The following is a 19,858-nucleotide window of genomic DNA, read 5'->3' on the forward strand; positions in this document are numbered from 1 at the left end:
TGGCACAGCCATGCTTTACTTGTGGTGCGGGTAGAGAGACTCGAACTCCCACGCCGAAGCGTTGGTACCTAAAACCAATGCGTCTACCAATTCCGCCATACCCGCACGTTGGGCGGCGGTATGTCACAATGTTCTGGAAGGGTCAAGCACGCCTTATCGCCGCGTCCCGTTTCGCCCGGACTTTTATTGGGTCCCCGCCCCAGCCGCAAAAGCCGGCCGGTACGTTCTTGCCGTTTCGTGCCCGCACGAAAGAGAACGGCGCGCCCGCAGACGATGACACGAGGGGCCGCAAAACTGCGCACGCCGTCTCCCTCTTTCCCGTCCGGCTTCACATGTTCCGACAGGAAAAACGCGCAACATTTATGCGGCTACATGACATTATATATAGGACACGCCGCCCGTCATTTTACGAGAATGTGCGCCTCCAGCCGAATCCCTTATACGGACGACCTTTGCATCCCCATCCTTGCCTCTGCCCTGCCCGACCCCTCGTATTCAGCCGGACCGCACGGCTTGGCAGCGACAGATGCCGCCAAGTTCACTAAAAGCACACAAATTGGTCACAAATTATGCAGTAGCCGCCGCAATTGGGGTCATTTATCGGCTTGCTTTGCGTTCCATGCATAGGTGGCATCTTGCTTTGTCTGTTTTTGTTTTTATTAAACCGATTATATTCATGGTCATACAGAGATCGAGTTCAGCCCCGAGCCTAATCCTCCCAAGACGGGCCGGAAATGCTGGACAGCACGAAGAGGAAGATGACAATGAACATTACACGCTCGCTCACCAACTGGCGCAAGTATCGTCAGACCGTAACCGAACTCGGCCGCATGACCGACCGCGAACTGAATGACCTCGGCATTGGCCGCCAGGACATCCGTCGCGTCGCACGCACCGCCGTCGGCATCTAATACGCTCCGCCGCTTGAGGCGGCGGATGCGAGACGACCCTCCCAAAAGGCCAGAGGCTCCCGCCTCCGGCCTTTTTTTCGTTCTGGCACCCTCTCGGAATCGAGCCGCGCCGCCCCACCGGCATGTGCGCGTGACAAACAGATGAAAAATGCATCGATTAGGCGGCTGCATCCGGCATGTCTGGAGAGCCCGAACGCCCTTCAAGCACCGCTGAGGGGAGCAAAAAGCCGGTCCAACACCGCCAATGGCCGCAAACCCCTTCAAAACCGCCCGAAAGACAGGCATTTCCGCTCATATTTTGCTCATGCGGTAGTCAAAGCCGCAAATTTAGCCGACATAGTGCACAAATGCATGGCAGTCGCCTAAATTCTGCACTGCACAACATGGCTCAATGTCTATATATAAAACCTCAACAGCCGAGAGCACAGAAACACTGAGCCGGCCGACGAAATCAAAGAAAGATTGAGGAAACAATCATGAACCCTATCCGCATCGCAAAGAACTGGATCTCCTACCGTCGCACGATCAACGAACTTGGCAGCCTGTCCAACCAGGCCCTGAGCGACATCGGCCTGACACGTTACGACATCCGTAACGTAGCTTCCCGTTCGTTCCGCTAAGGCGTAAAAGATCGTCCCGCTGCCCGACCTCCAGGGCGCGACGATTGAGCGACAGGTAAAAGAAAGCGGCGCCTCTGGCGCCGTTTTTGATTCTGGCGGTATTCGCCGGAGATTTTTGCCTTACAAGCATAGAGACCACATTCCCTCCGTCCCTATCGTCCCACCCGCAAAAACATTTGGCTGTCGCAGCCATGCATGGTAGTGCATCGCCCTGAAAAACGCGTCCTTCGGGACCCGCGCGGAACAATCACTCGAAAGACAGCCGCCGGAGGGGGAGCTTTTGCCCCCACGCGGCCTATGGGCGCCAGCATGCAAGACAAGACCTATTCTCCCATTCACGTCGTGGGCGGCGGACTGGCCGGTTCGGAAGCCGCCTGGCAGATCGCTGAAAGCGGCGTTCCAGTCATCCTGCACGAAATGCGCGGCGTGCGCGGCACGGAAGCGCACAAGGGCGATACGCTGGCGGAACTGGTCTGTTCCAACTCCTTCCGCTCCGACGATGCGACCGCCAATGCAGTGGGCGTCATCCATGCGGAAATGCGGCTTGCCGGCTCGTTGATCATGGCCTGCGCCGACAGGCATCAGGTGCCTGCCGGCGGCGCGCTTGCCGTCGATCGCGACGGATTTTCTCAGGCCGTAACAGACCGGCTCGAAAGTCACCCACTGGTGACGATCCTGCGCGAAGAGGTTTCCGGCCTGCCGCCGAAGGAATGGGGCAGCAGCATCATCGCCACCGGCCCGCTCACCTCGCCGGATCTGGCGGCGGCGGTTCAGGCCGAGACGGGTGAGGATGCCTTGGCATTCTTTGACGCCATTGCCCCCATTGTGCACCGCGACAGCATCAACATGGATATCTGCTGGTACCAGTCGCGTTACGACAAGGTTGGCCCCGGCGGCACGGGCAAGGACTACATCAACTGCCCGATGGACGAGGAACAATACAACGCCTTCATCGACGCGCTGATCGCGGGCGACACGGTGGGTTTCAAGGAATGGGAAGGCACACCCTATTTCGACGGCTGCCTGCCAATCGAGATCATGGCTGAACGCGGCCGCCAGACGCTGCGCCACGGCCCTATGAAACCGATGGGCCTGACCAACGCCCACAACCCCACCGTCAAGGCCTATGCCGTGGTCCAACTTCGCCAGGACAATGCGCTCGGCACGCTTTACAACATGGTGGGTTTCCAGACCAAACTGAAATACGGCGCGCAAGCGGATGTATTCCGCATGATCCCGGGTCTAGAAAATGCGGAATTCGCCCGTTTGGGCGGCCTGCACCGCAACACCTATATCGATTCCCCCGTCCTACTCGATCCATCGCTGAAGCTGAAATCCCGGCCTGACCTGCGTTTTGCAGGCCAGATCACCGGCTGCGAAGGGTATGTGGAAAGCGCCTCCGTCGGACTTCTGGCCGGCCGTTTCGCTGCCGCTGAACGGAAAGGCGAGACCCCGAGCCTGCCGCCCGCAACGACAGCCCTCGGCTCACTTCTCAACCACATCACCGGCGGGCATCTTTCCTCGAATGATGAGCCGGGCAAACGTTCCTTCCAGCCGATGAACATCAATTTCGGTCTCTTCCCGGAACTGGAGCCAGGCTCCATCGTCAAGCCGGAAGGCGTGAAACGTTTTCGCGGCAAGGACAAGACAATAATGAAACGCCAGCTCGTTGCAGCGCGGGCGTTGAGGGATTGTGCGACGTGGTTGAACGGGGGCGAAGTCACCCTAGAAACCGTCACCGATCACTATCGCTGAAACGCCACGGGATTGGCTAGGGTGAAGCCCCTGACCAATGCCGTCAGCGAACATTCCAGAAAAGCCAGTCCGACTTTCCCTTCTGATATTTGTAGTGTCGGGAGAAATACGGGTTTACCGCCGTCACGTATTCGAACTCGATATCCGTATTGCCCAGCAACGAAATGAGCGGGCGGTATTTGTAACGCCCCGAAATTACGATTACCGCTTCTTCGGTCTTGAAGTTTCCTTGCGTCAATATCTTGTCCCACTTCACGTTTTCGGCGTTGCCAAAAAAATTGTATGGGGCGAACTCGGTCACGGCGACCCCACCCACAAGCTTGGCGCTTCTGAGCGTCAGATCAAGCTTTTCAGATTCGAGCGGGCGCCCGGCAGCTATGACAAAGGATTTGACGCCCGTCCTGACGCGTTCCTCAAATTCCGGGAATCGGGCCGACCAACGGGCCGTATTGTCCACAACTGTTACGAAACGGTCATAGCTCATCCAGCCACGCCCGATTTCGATCACCATCGCCAGTACTAGAATGAGCAAAGGCATCAATAGCGCTAATTCCACCGCGGCAACGCCAGAGCGCGAACTTATCAGCGAGATGGATAGATATTTCAATCTCTTACCAATCATTCCGTCACCCGAACCGCGGTGATCGCCAGAGAGAGATTTTGCAATTGCGGCTTGCCCCCGGAACTGGGAACGAGCAGATGGGTGGTGGGAAGAATGAATTTCCAGTCATACCCCAGCGCCAGAAGATATTGCCCGGCGGCCTTGCTTGGCGCCTCGAATTTGTTCTCGACCGGAAATGTCACCGGTGTAGTAGCAAGGTTGGCATCAGCAATGGCAATGAGCGATATTTTCAGGTCATCTTCAGTTGTCGCGAGCAGGAAATTCGAGGCAATAACCTGCCTGAACTCCGCCGCGGTAACGGACGTTCGGCCAGCCGCCGCCTTGCGCAGATATTCAGTCCCGGCAGTGGCCGCCGTCGACATATTGAGGCTGAAGAAAAGCACGAGACTAACTTCGATGATACCGAAGATCAGCAGGAGATAGACCGGCAAAAGCAAACCGAACTCAACGGCGGTAGCCGCACGGATATCCGTGGCAAGCGACCGGATGAGACTGGGGAAGTCACGATGCGATATCTTAAAACGAGTCAAGATAAGTGACCTCGAATGCCGTTATGATGCCACCCAGACTGTCGCTCGTTCCAGCGGCGGCGATCGACAGCTTGTATAGCGAATAAGTATCGACAGTGACCTCGTAGCTTCGGCGCTCCCATCGAATTTCATTCGCCTTCTGGCTCATCTGGATAATTTTTTTCTCTACACCCATTTGGGGCCGCAACACCTGCAGCGAAATATCGATGTCGTTCGAGCCTTCGTAATTTTGGTTTCGCCCGTTGTACCAAACCGAGATTTCGTATTTGCCGGGATGCATTTCCACATATTTGAAGATCGAGCTGTTGGCGTCGCGTCTTTTTTGCCCTTCCCAGTGACTATCAAGTTCGACAGCGTAGCGGGTTGGCGGTATTCGCTCATGTTGGCCGTTGCGCATCGAGGGCGTGTTGTTCTTCTCTTCTTCTGTAGTGCACTGCTGCCCCTGCTCGGAATTCAAGGCGTCCTTGCCATCCGGTTGCGCCTTGCTGCCGTTTTTCGGATCGTTGTTTTCTTTGGGAAGAGTAGCCTGTGACTTTGGGGTGCATGTCATCCCGGCGCTTGTCTCCTTCTCCTTTTCCTGATCCCCGTAGCCCTGCCAGCCATGGTTCTTCCGGCAATCCGCATTGCTCCAATCCTGAAGTTCGATGCCCGGCCCCGTACCGCCATCCCACCCCAGTTCGGCATAGGTATAAACACCCCAGCAACCGTTGGGTGTTTTGGCGGTTCTGCCGTTTTTCAGCATACGTTCCGTGCCGTTCAGCGTCTTTTCGAAGGTGTTGTTGACAACGACCTCACCGTCATGTGGATAAGGCGGTATACCGCCACAACGATACGACAGCTGATAGTCCAGTTTTTCCGCCCCGAACATGCCACTGAACACGGTTTTGTAGCTGAACTTTGCGTCTATATCCGTCGTCAGCCAGTCGATTTTAACATCGCGACTGACCACATCCTGTTTGGTGGAACGGATCAGTGCGTCGAACGTGTCGAGCACGTTTTTACGGCGCACCTCATCCAGGGGTACGTTCGTGCGCGTCGGTTTTGTCGAACGCTCACATGCCTGTGCAACCACCCGCTTCGACTGGCTATAATATGCCAAAGCCCGGCCGCCTTCGAAAAGAAACCCGAAAAAAAGCAGGAAAACCGGCAACAGCAACGCCGTCATAATGGCGAAACTGGCCCTCCGGTCGTGCAAAAACGCCCCGAAAATCTCCGCCAGACCGTCCAGTTTTGTCTTAAAATTCAACATTGAAAATGCCGCTTCATGAAATTGGCTATCACCCGCCTTAAAATAAATCGCCCAGTTTCCCTCCACGCATCCGGACAGACACAACGCCACAGCCGGAGGGAATATTGGGGCAGCAGCAAACAAACTCAGCAAAGGCTGATGTACCGCGATCATGGCGGCACGCGGCAAATGAGCCGAACCACTTGCAAGCAAGAGATGCAAAAACTAATAACAGCCGCCGAAATACAGCACCGACTGCGGGTTATGCTCCATTCGAAATTCTATATTGTGGTATAAACACCAAATTTGTAAATTAATAGTCACCTTTATTCCGAAAAATATATGTAAAAACATACACTTAAATCACGTATTCATAATTTAGAATAGCTGAAGTAAACCATATAAAGACAACGCGAAACATTGCCCTGATGGCAGGCCCGCGACGATGCGCAAATTCCTCACAGGTGTGAGGGGCATTGCCGTCTTTTGAATACGGCAAGACGGATTTGTACCTTGCCCCTGCCGCCAAGCTCGGGCAAAACAGCCTTTTCCAATCACGAGACCATGCCAGGAGATAGAATATGGACGTTCGCGCCGCAGTTGCCATTCAGGCAGGAAAACCGCTTGAGGTCATGACCGTTCAACTCGAAGGTCCCCGCGCTGGCGAAGTGCTGGTCGAGGTCAAGGCGACAGGTATCTGCCACACCGATGATTTTACCCTCTCCGGTGCCGATCCCGAAGGTCTGTTTCCGGCCATCCTCGGCCATGAGGGTGCAGGCATCGTCGTTGATGTCGGTCCCGGCGTCACCTCGGTCAAGAAGGGCGATCATGTCATCCCGCTTTACACGCCGGAATGCCGCGAGTGCTATTCCTGCACATCGCGCAAGACCAATCTCTGCACCTCCATCCGCGCCACCCAGGGCCAGGGCGTGATGCCTGACGGCACCTCGCGCTTCTCGATCGGCAAGGACAAGATCCACCACTATATGGGCTGCTCGACTTTCTCGAACTTCACCGTCCTGCCCGAGATCGCTCTTGCCAAGATCAATCCCGATGCGCCCTTCGACAAGGTCTGCTATATCGGCTGTGGCGTGACGACCGGCATCGGCGCCGTCATCAACACCGCCAAGGTGGAGATCGGCTCGACGGCAATCGTCTTCGGTCTCGGCGGCATTGGTCTCAACGTTCTGCAAGGCCTGCGTCTTGCCGGCGCTGACATGATCATCGGTGTCGATATCAACAATGACCGCAAGGCCTGGGGCGAGAAGTTCGGCATGACCCACTTCGTCAACCCGAAGGAAGTGGGCGACAACATCGTGCCCTATCTCGTCAACATGACGAAGCGCAATGGCGACCTGATCGGCGGCGCGGATTATACGTTCGACTGCACCGGCAATACCAAGGTCATGCGCCAGGCGCTGGAAGCCTCGCATCGCGGCTGGGGCAAGTCTGTCATCATCGGCGTTGCCGGTGCCGGCCAGGAAATCTCCACGCGTCCGTTCCAGCTGGTCACCGGCCGCAACTGGATGGGCACGGCCTTCGGCGGCGCGCGTGGCCGCACCGACGTGCCGAAGATCGTCGACTGGTACATGGAAGGCAAGATCCAGATCGATCCGATGATCACCCACACGATGCCGCTCGAAGACATCAACAAGGGCTTTGACCTGATGCACAAGGGCGAGAGCATCCGCGGCGTCGTGGTCTATTGATCGGCTGACAAAATGGCAGGCGCGCACCGCGCGTCTGCCATATGAATTGACCGACCTTTCCGCTTACAGCCGTGCCGATTAACGGGACGGTAAATCTATCGTCGTATGCCGATATTGCGCGGTGGAGTTGAAAAATCCCTCCCTGCCCGAAACGACGCCAGATAGCGGGAGCGACCTCTGAAAACCGTACCGATCGACAACGGAAACCGCGTCGCTGCCGTTGCACTTCTGGCGAAAGGTTTTCCGGAAAAGAGCGAGGCTTTCTGGGCGCTCGGCGTGTCCCTTATAAGCGACCATCATCAGCGGCAGGATCTCGGCCCCATCGGGCAATTGCTGATGAAGGGCGACGATACCGTTGGCGTTCTTCTGACGATACGAAGCCGCCTGGCCGAGACCGGCAGGACAGTCGTCAACCTGTCCAGTTGGTATGTCGAACCTTCCAGCCGCTGGTTTGCACCGCGTATGCTGCAAATGGCGACATCCTCCGAAGAAGACATCTTCACCGATCTCACCCCGTCTCCAGAAGCCTGCAGGCTGAACGAGAGACTGGGGTTCACAACGATAACGAATTGCACGCTTTTTTATCCCCTGCCTTTAAAGGCATTCGGCCCGGCCAGGGTGCGGCTGCGCCCGCTTGCCGAAGTGCCCCAGGGCACGCTGTCTGCCGCCACGCGCGACATGCTGGAAGATCATGCGCGTTTCGGCTGCATCGTGGCAGTCATGGAGGCGGATGGAAGCCATTATCCGCTGGTGTTTTTAAAAACCATAACCAAAAGGCTGCCCTCCGCCCGCCTCATCTATTGCGAGGACAGGCAAGTCGCCCAGAAGCAAATTTCGGCAATTGCCCGCCATCTTCTTGGCAAAGGCCGGCTTGCATTGACCATGGCGGCTTCCGATGAGAAGCGAGACGCCGGCGGATTTGCCATACTCAAATCCTCGCCAATACAAGTAAAGGGAGCATGGAACCCACGGTTTATTAACGAAACATATTCAGAATTGGTGTTATTGCCACCCTGGGTATTGGGACGCTCTTAAAAGACGCGCGCTTAAACCTTGCCTGAAAAGAAGAAAATGCGCTTCGGCCGAGACTAGTCCCGACTGCGCGAACGAGCGGAGAATAAGCATGCTTTCAGCGAAACCCAGGGAAGTCGATGTCTCCGAGACCATCTATTCCTACCTCTCGCAGCGTTTCCCGGCTCATGCCCCGTTTTCCGCAGATACGCAATTGCTCGAAGGCGGCGTGATCGATTCGCTCGGTTTTCTCGAACTGATGATCTTTCTCGGCGAAGGTTTCGGCATCGTTCTCAATGATGAACATTTCACCCCGGAAAATCTCAGCACGCCGGCCGATCTGATTGCCTTCGTCACGCAGGAACGGCGCAGATGACAACCCACATCCTGCTGCACCACCTGCTCACCGCGCGGGCGGAAAGCGGCGATGAGGCGCTTGTCTACAAAGAAAAATCACTGAGCTATCGCGAATTTTCCGAAGCGGCCGCACGTTGTGCGGCGGCATTGCAGGAGGCAGGAACGGAGCGCGGCGACCGTGTCGTCATCTTCCTGCCGCGCGGCATCGAGGAATGCTGGTCGATCTTCGGCGTGAGCATGGCTTCCTGCGTCTTCGTGCCGGTCAATGCGCTTTTGAAGGCGCAGCAAATCCGCCATATCGTCGCGGATTGCGGCGCAAAAATCGTCATCAGCAGTGCTACGATGATGGATGAGCTGAACGCGGCTGTGGAAGACCTGCCCGAGGTCACTGTACTGCTGGCGGAACAAATAGACCGCCGCCCGCCCGTGCCTGCCAAAGTCTCCCCGTCAATTGGCGAGGACCTTGCAGCAATCCTCTACACATCCGGCTCCACCGGCTCGCCCAAGGGCGTGATGCTGTCGCACCGTAATCTTCTGGCCGGAGCGCGCATCGTGCGCACCTATCTGGAGATCACCGGAAAAGACCGCATTCTCTCCATTTTGCCCTTCAGTTTCGATTACGGCCTGAACCAGTTGCTGACGGCGGTTGAACAGGGTGCGACCACTGTTATCTCCACCTTCAGGCTCGGCGACGACATTGTCAGGGACTTGCGCGACCATGCCATTACCGGGCTTGCCGGCGTACCAACCGTTTGGGCTATCCTGACGAGGGCCGCGCCGTTGCTGGCGAAAACGCCGTTGCCGCAGTTGCGTTACATCACCAACTCCGGCGGACGCGTGCCGCAGGAAACCGTGAGGGCGCTGCGCGAAAAGCTGCCGGACACCAAAATCTATCTGATGTATGGCCTAACCGAAGCCTTCCGATCCACCTTCCTGCCGCCTGATGAAATCGACCGCCGCCCGACTTCCATCGGCAAGGCAATCCCGGAATGTGAAATCTTCATCGTCACCGCCGAGGGACAGAGGGCAAAACCGGGTGAGCCCGGCATTCTCGTCCATCGCGGCCCGACCGTGTCGCTGGGTTACTGGAACCGGCCGGAAGATACCGCCAAGGTGCTGCGCCCTCACCCTTTCATTCCGGCTGCACGCGGCGGCGAGACCGTGTGTTATTCCGGCGATCTGGCGGTTGAAGACGAGGACGGCTTTTTCAGTTTCGTTGCCCGCAACGATGCGATGATCAAATCCTCAGGCTATCGCATCAGCCCGACCGAGGTGGAGGAAAGCCTGATGTCGACTGGCCTTTTCCAGCAGGTCGCCGTCATCGGCCTGCCGGACCCCTTTGCAGGCGAGAAGGTGCATGCCGTGGCAACCGCCGCCAACGAGAATATCGATACCTCGGCAGCTCTCAAAAAAGCTGCCGAAATGCTTGCCCCCTTCATGATTCCGCGCGCCATCGAACTGGTCGACCGGCTTCCGGTCACGGCCAATGGCAAGGTGGATTACCGCGCGCTGGTGCGCGAACGGACGGACAATGGCGCCCACGGATAAACCCCAAAGCCACGGCCCTGCCCTTGCCGCCGCGCAATTCGCAGTCGACGAAAACAATCTTGTCATCGGCGGCCTTGCCGTGCGCGATATCGTCGCTGAGACCGGAACGCCGTGCTTCCTCTATGATGCCAGCGCCATGCGCCGCGCCTATCGCGATCTCGCAACCGCGCTCAGTGGTTTTGCCGATATCTACTATTCGGTGAAAGCCAATCCCCTGCCCGCCATCATCTCGCTTTTCCGTGAAGAAGGCGCTGGCGCAGAAATCGCCTCCGTCGGTGAATATCGCGCCGCCATCAAGGCAGGTGTGCCACCGGAAAAGATCATCTTTGCCGGTCCCGGCAAGCGCCAAGCTGAATTGCTTGAGGTGATCGAGAGCGGTATCGGCGAAATCCATATCGAGAGCGCCGAGGAAATTGCCCGCATCGAGGCGATCGGCAAACCGGTCAAGGCTTCGATCCGCATCAATCCGGTGCCGGATGCGCAGGCAGGCGCCATGCGCATGGGTGGCAAGGCCACCGCCTTCGGTTTCGACGAGGAAGAACTCGAAAACGTCCTGCCGCTGTTCAGGGACATCAGGCATATCAATCTCGTCGGTGTCCATATTTACGGTGGCACGCAAATCCTCGATGCCGACATGCTTGTCTCCCAATGGAGACACTCCATTTTGCTTGCCGCACGCATGGCCGAAATGCTCGGCAGGCCCCTTGAAACCATCGATCTCGGCGGCGGTCTCGGCATCCCCTATTTCGCCGGGGAGACGCCGCTCGATCTTGCAGCGGTCAGTGCCGCCATTCCCGACCTCAAGGCCTTGGTGCAGGCACATCCGCTGATCGCCGATGCCCATATCATTGTCGAACCCGGCCGCTTCCTCGCCGGTCCCGGCGGCATCTATGTGGCGGAAGTCAATTCGGTAAAGACCTCGCGCGGCACCACCTTCGTGGTGACGGATGGTGGCATGCATCACCATCTGGCAGCCTCCGGCAATCTCGGCCAGATCGTCAAGCGCAACTACCCCATCGTCGCACCGGCCATGATGCAGGCAGACTATGAGGAAACTGCAACCATAGTCGGCCCGCTCTGCACACCGCTCGACACGCTGGCACGCAATGCGGCCCTGCCGAAGCTGAAGGCTGGTGATCTCCTGGCAATCCTGCAATCGGGCGCCTATGGCGCCACCGCCAGCCCTTCGGGTTTTCTCAGCCATCCGGCGGCGAAGGAAGTGCTGGTGGAGAATGGTGCGTTTGAGGTGATAGGACGCTGAGGATGTGTGGTCGCGAAACCCGTACCCGGTTTTCCTAAGGGCACACTTTTGGCTGCTTACCTCGGAGCCTCCTCCAACCTCCCTCATTCCTGTGCTAGTCACAGGAAAGGAGATCACCCCCGTAACAGCCTGTCCCCAACCGCGAATTTCGATTTCAGCAGACACTCATCATATTCCGACTCGGCATCCGAATCGAAAACGATGCCGCCGCCGACATTGAAGATCGCGCGGCCGCCATCGAACAGGGTCAGCGTGCGGATCGCCACCGAAAAGCGCATTTCACCATTAGGAGACATGAAACCGATAGCACCGCAATAGGCGTCGCGCGGCGTCTGTTCCAGCTCGCGCAGGATCTTCATCGCCCACATTTTCGGCGCGCCGGTTACCGAACCGCAGGGAAAAAGCGCCGCGAAAATATCCTCCACCGTCACGTCAGGCAAAAGCTTCGCGCGCACATGGCTGACCATCTGGTGCACGGTGGGATAGGTCTCGATATCGAACAGTCGCGGCACATGGAGGCTGCCGACTTCGGTGATGCGGGAAATATCGTTGCGCAGGAGATCGACGATCATGCGGTTTTCGGCAAGCGTCTTTTCATCCTCAAGCATCGCCGCGATGATCGCCCGGTCCTCTTGCGCATTCGCACCGCGCGGCGTCGTTCCCTTCATCGGATGGGTTTCAATGAAACCTTCCCCGTCCACCGAGAAAAACAGTTCCGGTGAGCGCGACAGGATCACCGGTCCACCGAGATCGACCAGCGCGCCATATTTAACCGGCTGGCGCGCGACCAGCGACCAGAAAGCCGTGAGCGGATCGCCGCTCCAGCGAGCATGAACGGGCATCGTCAGATTGCCCTGATAACAGTCGCCGCGACGCAGATGCCCGTGCAGCCGCTCGAAGCGCTGGCAATAGTCTTCAAGGCTCCATACGGGCGCGGGATCGGACAGAAACGCATCGGCATCAGGCAGACTTTCGGGCCGTGCAAATCGCCCCTCATCCGGCTGTGGGCCGGAAAAGACGCCGAAGCGAAGGAACGGCACGTTGCGAGGCTCGGCAGCAAAGTCCGCAAGTTTCGGCTCGAACAGGAAACCCGCCTCGTAGGACATATAGCCGGCAAGGTATTTCCCGGCGCGGCGCAGCTGCTCCATGCGTTTCAGCGCCGCGAAAAACGCCTCTGGCTCATCCGCGACGATGATCTCCTCCGGCTCGGTGAAGGCTGTCACCGTGCCGGTCGTGTCATCCCGGAAAAGAACGTAAGGCGCATGTGCCAAGGAAAGCGTCCGAACAGGAGAAAGGGTCGGGAAAAATCAGATCGGGTCTATGTCGCCCCGCGCCCACATCTCTATGGTTTCCGCATAAAAATCGGCGAAACGGCCTTCCTCGATCGACTTGCGGATACCCTGCATCAGCTCCTGATAATAGGCAAGATTGTGCCAGGAGAGCAGCATACCGCCCAGCGCCTCGTTGGAGCGCGTAAGATGATGCAGATAGGCGCGGGAGTAATCACGCGAGGCCGGGCAGTTTGACTGCTCATCGAGCGGCCGCATATCCTCCGCATGGCGGGCATTGCGGATATTGACCCTGCCGCGACGGGTGAAGGCAAGCCCGTGACGACCGGAACGGGTCGGCATCACGCAGTCGAACATGTCGATGCCGCGCGCCACCGATTTCAGAATATCGTCAGGCGTACCGACGCCCATCAGGTAACGCGGCTTTTCGGTGGGCAGCACCGGCAGCGTGATGTCGAGCATGCCCAGCATCACATCCTGCGGCTCGCCGACGGCAAGGCCGCCGACAGCGTAACCCTTGAGATCAAGCTGCTTCAGCCCTTCGGCGGAGCGAATGCGCAGATCCGGCTGGTCGCCGCCCTGCACAATGCCGAACATGGCCTTGCCGGGCTGTTCACCGAAGGCGACGCGGCAACGCTCCGCCCAGCGCAGCGACATTTCCATGGCGCGCTCGATTTCCTTGCGCTCGGCCGGCAGCGCGATGCATTCATCGAGCTGCATCTGGATGTCCGAATCAAGCATGCCCTGAATTTCGATCGAGCGTTCCGGCGACATATGGTGCAGCGAACCGTCCACATGGCTCTTGAAGGTCACACCCTTCTCGTCCAGCTTGCGCAGGCCTGAAAGCGACATGACCTGGAAGCCACCGCTGTCGGTGAGGATCGGATGCGGCCAGCGGATAAGCTCATGCAACCCGCCAAGCCTTGCCACGCGCTCCGGGCCGGGCCGCAGCATCAGGTGATAGGTATTGCCGAGAATGATATCGGCCCCGAGCTCGCGCACCTGGTCGAGATACATGGCCTTGACAGTACCGACAGTGCCAACAGGCATGAAGGCAGGTGTGCGGATGACGCCGCGCGGCATGGCGACTTCGCCAAGGCGGGCGCCTCCGCTCGTGGCTTTCAGGGTAAAAGTGAATTTGTCGTGCATCAGTTCTTCCGGAACAACAGGCTGGAATCGCCATAGGAATAAAAACGGTATCCGGTTTCGATGGCATGCGCATAAGCGGCACGCATCGTCTCGAGACCGCAAAAAGCCGAAACGAGCATGAACAGCGTCGATTTCGGCAGGTGGAAATTGGTCATCAGAATATCGACCGCGCGGAAACGGTATCCGGGCGTGATGAAGATGCCCGTCGCGCCCGACCATGGCTGAATGACGCCATTCTCATCAGTGGCGCTTTCGATAAGCCGCAGCGAAGTGGTGCCGACAGAAACGATCCGCCCGCCGCGCGCCTTGACGGCATTGAGCTTTGCTGCAGTCTCTTGCGAAACATGGCCGATCTCGAAATGCATCTTGTGATCGTCGGTATCGTCGGCCTTAACTGGAAGGAAGGTGCCTGCCCCAACGTGAAGTGTCACGAAATGTCGCTCGATGCCGGCTTCGTCCAGCGCCGCAAACAGATCGGGCGTGAAATGCAGGCCGGCAGTTGGTGCGGCAACGGCGCCCTTCTCGCGGGCATAAATTGTCTGGTAATCGGTCTGGTCCTGCGCATCTTCCGGGCGCTTCGCGGCAATATAGGGCGGCAAAGGAATATGGCCGACGGAGGCGATCGCCTCGTCCAGAACAGGTCCGGAAACGTCGAACAGCAGCGTGATCTCGCCCTCCTCACCCTTTTCCTCGACGGTGGCCTCCAGATGGGCAAGGCCGCAGGCATTGTCGCGCTCGTAACCGAAACGGATGCGGTCCCCCTGCTTGATGCGCTTGCCCGGCCGCGCGAAAGCCTTCCAGCGCGACTGGTCGGCGCGCATGTGCAGCGTGGCTGAAACTGCCGTTTCAGGCGCACCTTCGCGCAGCCGCACGCCTTCAAGCTGGGCTGGAATAACGCGGGTGTCGTTGAATACCAGCGCGTCGCCGGGCTTCAGGAAGGAAGTCAGGTCGGATACGATGCGGTCTTCCATGTGGTTCGCATTCGGATCGACCACGAGAAGACGCGCACTATCGCGCGGGTTCGCCGGGCGAAGGGCGATATTGTCCTCGGGGAGATCGAAATCGAACAGGTCTACGCGCATTGCAATGGCTCTCGAAATATCAAAACCCGCCCTGCATGGCATGGGGCGGGTGGTGGGTGATGACAAGGCTTCCGACTACACTCGAAGTCATCCTCGGCTTGTCGCGAGGATGAGGTCTGAGAGGTTGACGCCATCATCAATGTGAAACGCCCCGCAGTTTCCTGCGGAGCGGGTAAACACTTTATACGCTATTATCAGGCCGCCGAAGCAAGCTTCATCGAAACGATCGAATCGGGGTCCTTCACAGGCTCGCCGCGCTTGACCTTGTCGATGGCTTCCATGCCTTCGATGACCTGGCCCCACACGGTGTACTGCTTGTTCAGCCACGGCGAATCGGTGAAGCAGATGAAGAACTGCGAGTTGGCGGAGTTCGGGCTCTGCGAACGGGCCATCGAGCAGGTGCCGCGTACGTGGGAAATAGCCGAGAATTCAGCCTTGAGGTCAGGCTTCTCGGAGCCGCCCATGCCGGCGCGGGCCGGGTTGAAGCTTTCCGAACCCTTCTTGCCGAACTTCACATCGCCCGTCTGGGCCATGAAGTCTTCGATGACGCGGTGGAACACGACGCCGTCGTAAGCGCCTTCCGATACCAGTTCCTTGATACGGGCAACGTGGCCCGGAGCAACTTCCGGAAGCAGCTGGATCACGACCTTGCCGGTCGTCGTTTCCATGATGATGGTGTTTTCCGGATCCTTGATCTCGGCCATGATTATTCTCCTCTGTTCGGGCTCTATTGCCCTACCTTACTTCTTGCCGACGGTGACCTTGATCATCCGGTCGGGGTTGGAAACTTCGCCGTTGCCGCCGGCGCCACGCTTGATCTTGTCCACGGCTTCCATGCCGGACACGACCTTGCCGACCACGGTGTACTGGCCGTTCAGGAACGGACCGTCGGCAAACATGATGAAGAACTGCGAATTGGCGGAATTCGGATCGCTGGAACGGGCCATGCCGACAACGCCGCGCGTGAATGGTGTCTTGGAGAACTCAGCCGGAATGTCGGCCAGGTCAGAGCCGCCGGTGCCGGCACGCTGGGCGTTGAAGCCCTTCTCCATGTTGCCGTACTGCACATCGCCGGTCTGCGCCATGAAACCGTCAATGACGCGGTGGAAGGCCACGTTGTCATAGGCGCCCTTTTTCGCCAGCGCTTCAATCTGCGCCACGTGCTTGGGCGCGACTTCAGGCATCAGTTCGATGACGACGGGGCCGTCCTTCAGCTGGACGGTCAGGAATTCGGCAGCCGAAGCGAAGGTGCTGGCGGCAAGCGCGCCCGCAAACAGGGCGCCGGCAAAGGCAAATCGAACGAGTTTCATTGGATTGGCTCCGGAATGTGAGGCTGAAGTCAGCGCTTCAGCTTGGCGTTGAGGGCTTCAAGCACGGCTTTGGGAACGAAGGCATCCACATTGCCGCCCATGGCGGCGATCTGCCGGACCAATGTGGCTGTAATGGGTCGCGACGACGTACCCGCCGGCAGGAACACGGTCTGTATATCAGGTGCCATCTGGCGGTTCATGCCGGCCATCTGCATTTCATAATCGAGATCGGTGCCGTCACGCAGGCCGCGCAGAAGAAGGCGCGCGCCATGCTGGCGGGCTGCATCGACGACCAGATTGTCGAAGGAAACGACCTCGACGCGCGCCGCTTCACCAGGCAGGCTTTCAGAAAGCGCCCGGCTTATCAGCGTCGCCCGCTCCTCGAAGCTGAACAGCGGTGCTTTTCCGGGATGGATGCCGACGGCGACGATGACTTTGGACGCCACGTTCAGCGCCTGGATAAGCACATCCAGATGTCCGTTGGTCATCGGATCGAAGGATCCTGGATAAAAGGCAATCGTCATATCGCTCTCAAGTGGTGGGCGTTATGTGCCGCCTTTTGTCATGGAGATGGGCGCGGCGCAAGACTTTTACAACCCGGACGCCCTCCCGGTGCGGTCTGAACAACGGATGAATGCGCCGTTCAGTGCGGTTTCAGGGCTCATTTATATAAATACACGGCATCGGGAAACCGAAATGCCCCTCACCTCGTTAAGCCCCCGGAGAAATGAAAATGCTGGCCTTTATGATCGTCTTTTCGGTCATCGCATCATTCGCAGCCGAGTATCTTTTCCTCGAATGAGGCCAGTCGCCGGTTTCCTGAACGCCAGATGAACAAGCCATTCAAGGAAGTTTCACAGGCGCGATGCTAATCGATTTTTAAGGTTGACGCGGAACATGATTGGACGTGGCGCGTTAATATCAAACCAAAGGAACAGACAGATGTTTGTAAGAGAAAAACAGTCTACTTCGGCGAAAATCAGCGTCATCAGCACCGCCTGGACAGTGCTGGTCATCGCAATGGTAGCAACAACGTTTAGCCTTTATGATCAGAAGCCTGCCGCCCAGGGACCGGACTATCCGCAGATGACCGCCCGCTACCAGTCCATGACCTATTACTGATGAGGAACTAGGATTTCCTCGCTACCAACGGAGATGATATCATGTTCACATTCCTGACTCTGCTTCTTGCCCTGATCAGCATCATGTTCGTGACGTCAATGATCTCCGCCGTCGCCGAGATGCGACGTGAAGACGAGGAATTCAAGGCCTCGGTAAGACGCAACCGCGCGTTCTGACCGCAACCATCAGACTTAGCCGTCTTTCAGAATATGGTTCTCCGCAACCGCCTGGACGCTCCGGGCGGTTTTATTTTGCCGCCTTAAGGGCCAGTATGGCGAAGATGAAGGCGTAAAAACCTAGCCCCAATCACATAAGCGTTTTCAAAACCCCGTTTTTCCAAGGCAAATTCCCTTCAATTTCCCATTGGATTGATTTAAGGAACGCCCATACGTTGCGGGCCGGACGGCTGGCGACCGCAATGACGTTCCTGTGAGGTTTGCATAACGATGCTCGATTCCCTGAGAAATGCTTCTCGAACCATGGCAGCCAAGCTGCTGCTTCTCCTGCTTGTTGTTTCGTTTGGCGTCTGGGGCGTCTCCGCATCACTCGTCACCTCCAATTCGCATGCGGTCATGACCGTCGGCGACCAGACGGTCAGCCCGCAGGAATTCCGCCTCGCCTATCAGCGTCAGGTTTCCGATCTCAGCCGCCAGTTCGGTGCGAGACTGACCACCGAGCAGGCCAAGGCCTTCGGCATCGACCGTCAGGTGTTCAGCCAGCTTGCGGCGGGTGCCTCGCTGGACGAACTGGCGTCGAAGATGAATCTCGGCCTTTCGGAAGACCGCCTCGCCAATCTCATCGCAGAAGACCCGGCATTCAAATCGGTTAATGGTCAGTTCGATCGCACCCTGTTCACCGAACGGCTGCGCAACTCCGGCCTGCGCGAAGACGACTATATCAAGGAACGCAGCAAGGTCGCGGTCAGAAGCCAGATCGTTGAAGCCGTTTCCGATGGTTTCAAGGCACCGCAGGTACTGGTGGACGCACTCAAGCAATACCGCAACGAACAGCGCTCGGTCGATTACGTCATCCTGTCCAACGCCGTCATTGCGCCGGTCAAGGCGCCGGGCGACGACGTGCTTGCACCCTGGTTTGAAACCAACAAGGCGAAATATCGCGCGCCCGAATTCCGCAAGTTCACCTATGTGAAGCTGGAACCATCGGACATTGCCGATCAGGCTTCGGTGACGGATGCGCAGATCGCCGACTATTACAACAGCCACAAGGACAGCTTCCGCACCGCCGGTCGCCGCACCGTCGAGCAGCTGACCTTCCCGGAAAAGGAAATGGCAGAAGCCGCCGCGGAGCAGATCCGCCTCGGCAACACCACCTATGATCAGGTGGTTAAGGATCAGGGCAAGACCGCCTCCGACGTGACGCTTGGCGAATTCACCAAGGACACGATCCCCGACCAGTCGATTGCCGATGCTGCTTTCGCCGTCCAGAAGGATGGCGGCGTGTCTCCGGTCGTGGCAGGCTCCTTCGGCCCGGTCATCCTGCGCATCACCGGCATCAAGCCGGAAACCACCCGCACGCTGGAAGAAGCGAAAGAGGACATCCGCAAGGACCTCGCCACCGCTGCTGCAGCCGAAGAAGTCACCAATGTGCATGACCGTTACGAAGACCTGCGTGCCGGCGGCTCCTCGCTTGCCGATGCGGCAAAGCAGCTGAACCTCAAGCCCGTCACCATCGACGCCATCGATGCCGCCGGTCTTGATGAAAAGGGCGACGCCATTCAGGACCTGCCCTCGCCGCAGCTTGCCCAGGAAGTCTTCAAGACCGAACCCGGCACCGAAGCCCTGCCGATCAATCTCGGCCGCGAAGGCTACATCTGGTTCGACGTCGATCAGATCATCCCCGCCCGCGACCGCACGCTTGCCGAAGTGCGCGACGATGTCGTGGCCGACTGGACGGCAGAGCAGCAGCGCACGGCGCTTGCCACCAAGGCCGACGAGCTGAAGGCACGCGTTGAAAAGGGCGAGACACTGGCAGCGGTGGCTGGCGAACTCGGCCTTGCCGTCGAGCAGAAATCCGGCCTGCGCCGCACCAGCGAGGACGCGATTTTCGGTCGCCAGACGATTACGGCGGTATTCTCCGGCGCTGAAGGCATGGCGGGCACCGCGGCAGACGCCGATGGTTCCAGCCGCATCCTCTTCAAGGTCACGGCAGTCGACACCAACGCCCCTGCCGATGCGCTTGCCAATGACGATCAGCAGTTCGCCGCCATCGCCCGCGCGGCCGGCGACGACATGCTCGACCAGATGGTCAACCGCCTTCAGAACGACTACGGTGTGACCATCAATCAGGCCCTCGCCGATCAGGCGATGGTCGGCTTCTAACCGGGGGGCGGAAAC

The 19,858-nt window shown here is 58.2% G+C and carries 20 protein-coding genes and 1 tRNA gene; 11 read left to right on the top strand and 10 right to left on the bottom strand.

The window, feature by feature from the left end:
• Positions 1-22: 22 nt before the first annotated feature.
• Positions 23-105 (bottom strand) — tRNA-Leu (locus RBH71_RS20485).
• Positions 106-764: 659 nt separating this feature from the next.
• Here RBH71_RS20485 and RBH71_RS20490 point away from each other — a divergent pair.
• The 3 genes from RBH71_RS20490 (at position 765) to trmFO (ending at position 3,286) form a co-directional block, all read left to right on the top strand.
• Positions 765-911: a DUF1127 domain-containing protein gene (locus RBH71_RS20490; RefSeq protein ID WP_003502992.1), complete on the top strand. Its 147-nt coding sequence runs from the start codon at positions 765-767 to the stop codon at positions 909-911.
• Positions 912-1,387: 476 nt separating this feature from the next.
• On the top strand, positions 1,388-1,531 hold the full coding sequence (locus RBH71_RS20495) for a DUF1127 domain-containing protein (protein WP_003515516.1): 144 nt from the start codon (positions 1,388-1,390) through the stop codon (positions 1,529-1,531).
• Between the two features lie 297 nt (positions 1,532-1,828).
• A complete protein-coding gene (trmFO, locus tag RBH71_RS20500) occupies positions 1,829-3,286 on the top strand; it encodes a methylenetetrahydrofolate--tRNA-(uracil(54)-C(5))-methyltransferase (FADH(2)-oxidizing) TrmFO (protein WP_003515518.1) in 1,458 nt (485 codons plus the stop codon).
• A 43-nt stretch (positions 3,287-3,329) separates the two neighbouring features.
• On the opposite strand, the gene RBH71_RS20505 is transcribed toward trmFO, so the two are convergent.
• Genes RBH71_RS20505 through RBH71_RS20515 form a run of 3 tightly spaced genes read right to left on the bottom strand, consistent with a single transcriptional unit; the run spans position 3,330 to position 5,840 of the window.
• Positions 3,330-3,908 carry a TadE/TadG family type IV pilus assembly protein gene (locus RBH71_RS20505; protein WP_035252125.1) on the bottom strand — a complete coding sequence of 193 codons (579 nt, stop codon included), beginning with the start codon at positions 3,906-3,908 and terminating at the stop codon, positions 3,330-3,332.
• Positions 3,905-4,438: a TadE/TadG family type IV pilus assembly protein gene (locus RBH71_RS20510; RefSeq protein WP_003515522.1), complete on the bottom strand. Its 534-nt coding sequence runs from the start codon at positions 4,436-4,438 to the stop codon at positions 3,905-3,907. Before RBH71_RS20510 ends, RBH71_RS20505 begins: the two co-directional genes overlap by 4 nt.
• Positions 4,425-5,840 (bottom strand): pilus assembly protein, encoded by a 1,416-nt coding sequence (locus tag RBH71_RS20515; RefSeq protein ID WP_244420497.1) that lies wholly within the window; start codon positions 5,838-5,840, stop codon positions 4,425-4,427. Before RBH71_RS20515 ends, RBH71_RS20510 begins: the two co-directional genes overlap by 14 nt.
• Positions 5,841-6,247: 407 nt before the next feature.
• Here RBH71_RS20515 and RBH71_RS20520 point away from each other — a divergent pair, with 407 nt between their 5' ends.
• The 5 genes from RBH71_RS20520 (at position 6,248) to RBH71_RS20540 (ending at position 11,552) form a co-directional block, all read left to right on the top strand.
• Positions 6,248-7,375 carry an S-(hydroxymethyl)glutathione dehydrogenase/class III alcohol dehydrogenase gene (locus tag RBH71_RS20520; RefSeq protein WP_003515528.1) on the top strand — a complete coding sequence of 376 codons (1,128 nt, stop codon included), beginning with the start codon at positions 6,248-6,250 and terminating at the stop codon, positions 7,373-7,375.
• Positions 7,376-7,651: 276 nt separating this feature from the next.
• Positions 7,652-8,410: a hypothetical protein gene (locus RBH71_RS20525; RefSeq protein WP_035252128.1), complete on the top strand. Its 759-nt coding sequence runs from the start codon at positions 7,652-7,654 to the stop codon at positions 8,408-8,410.
• 88 nt (positions 8,411-8,498) lie between these two features.
• Positions 8,499-8,762: an acyl carrier protein gene (locus RBH71_RS20530; RefSeq protein WP_003515534.1), complete on the top strand. Its 264-nt coding sequence runs from the start codon at positions 8,499-8,501 to the stop codon at positions 8,760-8,762.
• On the top strand, positions 8,759-10,291 hold the full coding sequence (locus RBH71_RS20535; protein WP_003515535.1) for an AMP-binding protein: 1,533 nt from the start codon (positions 8,759-8,761) through the stop codon (positions 10,289-10,291). Before RBH71_RS20530 ends, RBH71_RS20535 begins: the two co-directional genes overlap by 4 nt.
• The gene (locus RBH71_RS20540; protein ID WP_003515538.1) at positions 10,275-11,552 is read left to right on the top strand and encodes a type III PLP-dependent enzyme; all 1,278 of its coding nucleotides are present in this window, start codon (positions 10,275-10,277) and stop codon (positions 11,550-11,552) included. The genes RBH71_RS20535 and RBH71_RS20540 overlap by 17 nt, the downstream gene beginning before the upstream one ends.
• A gap of 113 nt (positions 11,553-11,665) precedes the next feature.
• Here RBH71_RS20540 and RBH71_RS20545 read toward each other — a convergent pair whose 3' ends face one another.
• The 6 genes from RBH71_RS20545 to coaD all read right to left on the bottom strand — a co-directional run bounded on the left by RBH71_RS20545 (position 11,666) and on the right by coaD (position 16,906).
• Positions 11,666-12,823 (bottom strand): aminodeoxychorismate synthase component I, encoded by a 1,158-nt coding sequence (locus tag RBH71_RS20545; protein WP_003515539.1) that lies wholly within the window; start codon positions 12,821-12,823, stop codon positions 11,666-11,668.
• A 36-nt stretch (positions 12,824-12,859) separates the two neighbouring features.
• Positions 12,860-13,990 carry a tRNA guanosine(34) transglycosylase Tgt gene (tgt, locus tag RBH71_RS20550; protein ID WP_003515541.1) on the bottom strand — a complete coding sequence of 377 codons (1,131 nt, stop codon included), beginning with the start codon at positions 13,988-13,990 and terminating at the stop codon, positions 12,860-12,862.
• A complete protein-coding gene (gene queA, locus RBH71_RS20555) occupies positions 13,990-15,072 on the bottom strand; it encodes a tRNA preQ1(34) S-adenosylmethionine ribosyltransferase-isomerase QueA (RefSeq protein ID WP_003515544.1) in 1,083 nt (360 codons plus the stop codon). Before queA ends, tgt begins: the two co-directional genes overlap by 1 nt.
• A gap of 194 nt (positions 15,073-15,266) precedes the next feature.
• Complete coding sequence (locus RBH71_RS20560; protein WP_003515547.1) at positions 15,267-15,776, bottom strand: peptidylprolyl isomerase; 510 nt, start codon at positions 15,774-15,776, stop codon at positions 15,267-15,269.
• A gap of 36 nt (positions 15,777-15,812) precedes the next feature.
• Positions 15,813-16,382 carry a peptidylprolyl isomerase gene (locus RBH71_RS20565; RefSeq protein WP_003515549.1) on the bottom strand — a complete coding sequence of 190 codons (570 nt, stop codon included), beginning with the start codon at positions 16,380-16,382 and terminating at the stop codon, positions 15,813-15,815.
• A gap of 29 nt (positions 16,383-16,411) precedes the next feature.
• The gene (gene coaD, locus RBH71_RS20570; protein ID WP_003515552.1) at positions 16,412-16,906 is read right to left on the bottom strand and encodes a pantetheine-phosphate adenylyltransferase; all 495 of its coding nucleotides are present in this window, start codon (positions 16,904-16,906) and stop codon (positions 16,412-16,414) included.
• 418 nt (positions 16,907-17,324) lie between these two features.
• Here coaD and RBH71_RS20575 point away from each other — a divergent pair, with 418 nt between their 5' ends.
• The 3 genes from RBH71_RS20575 (at position 17,325) to RBH71_RS20585 (ending at position 19,843) form a co-directional block, all read left to right on the top strand.
• A complete protein-coding gene (locus RBH71_RS20575) occupies positions 17,325-17,504 on the top strand; it encodes a hypothetical protein (RefSeq protein ID WP_003515553.1) in 180 nt (59 codons plus the stop codon).
• 41 nt (positions 17,505-17,545) lie between these two features.
• Positions 17,546-17,680 (top strand): hypothetical protein, encoded by a 135-nt coding sequence (locus RBH71_RS20580; RefSeq protein ID WP_003515556.1) that lies wholly within the window; start codon positions 17,546-17,548, stop codon positions 17,678-17,680.
• Between the two features lie 270 nt (positions 17,681-17,950).
• Positions 17,951-19,843: a peptidylprolyl isomerase gene (locus RBH71_RS20585; protein ID WP_035252130.1), complete on the top strand. Its 1,893-nt coding sequence runs from the start codon at positions 17,951-17,953 to the stop codon at positions 19,841-19,843.
• The last annotated feature ends 15 nt before the right edge of the window (positions 19,844-19,858 follow it).

The sequence above is a fragment of the Rhizobium sp. AN68 genome (genome assembly GCF_030758035.1).
In the GTDB taxonomy this organism is placed as follows: domain Bacteria; phylum Pseudomonadota; class Alphaproteobacteria; order Rhizobiales; family Rhizobiaceae; genus Agrobacterium; species Agrobacterium tumefaciens.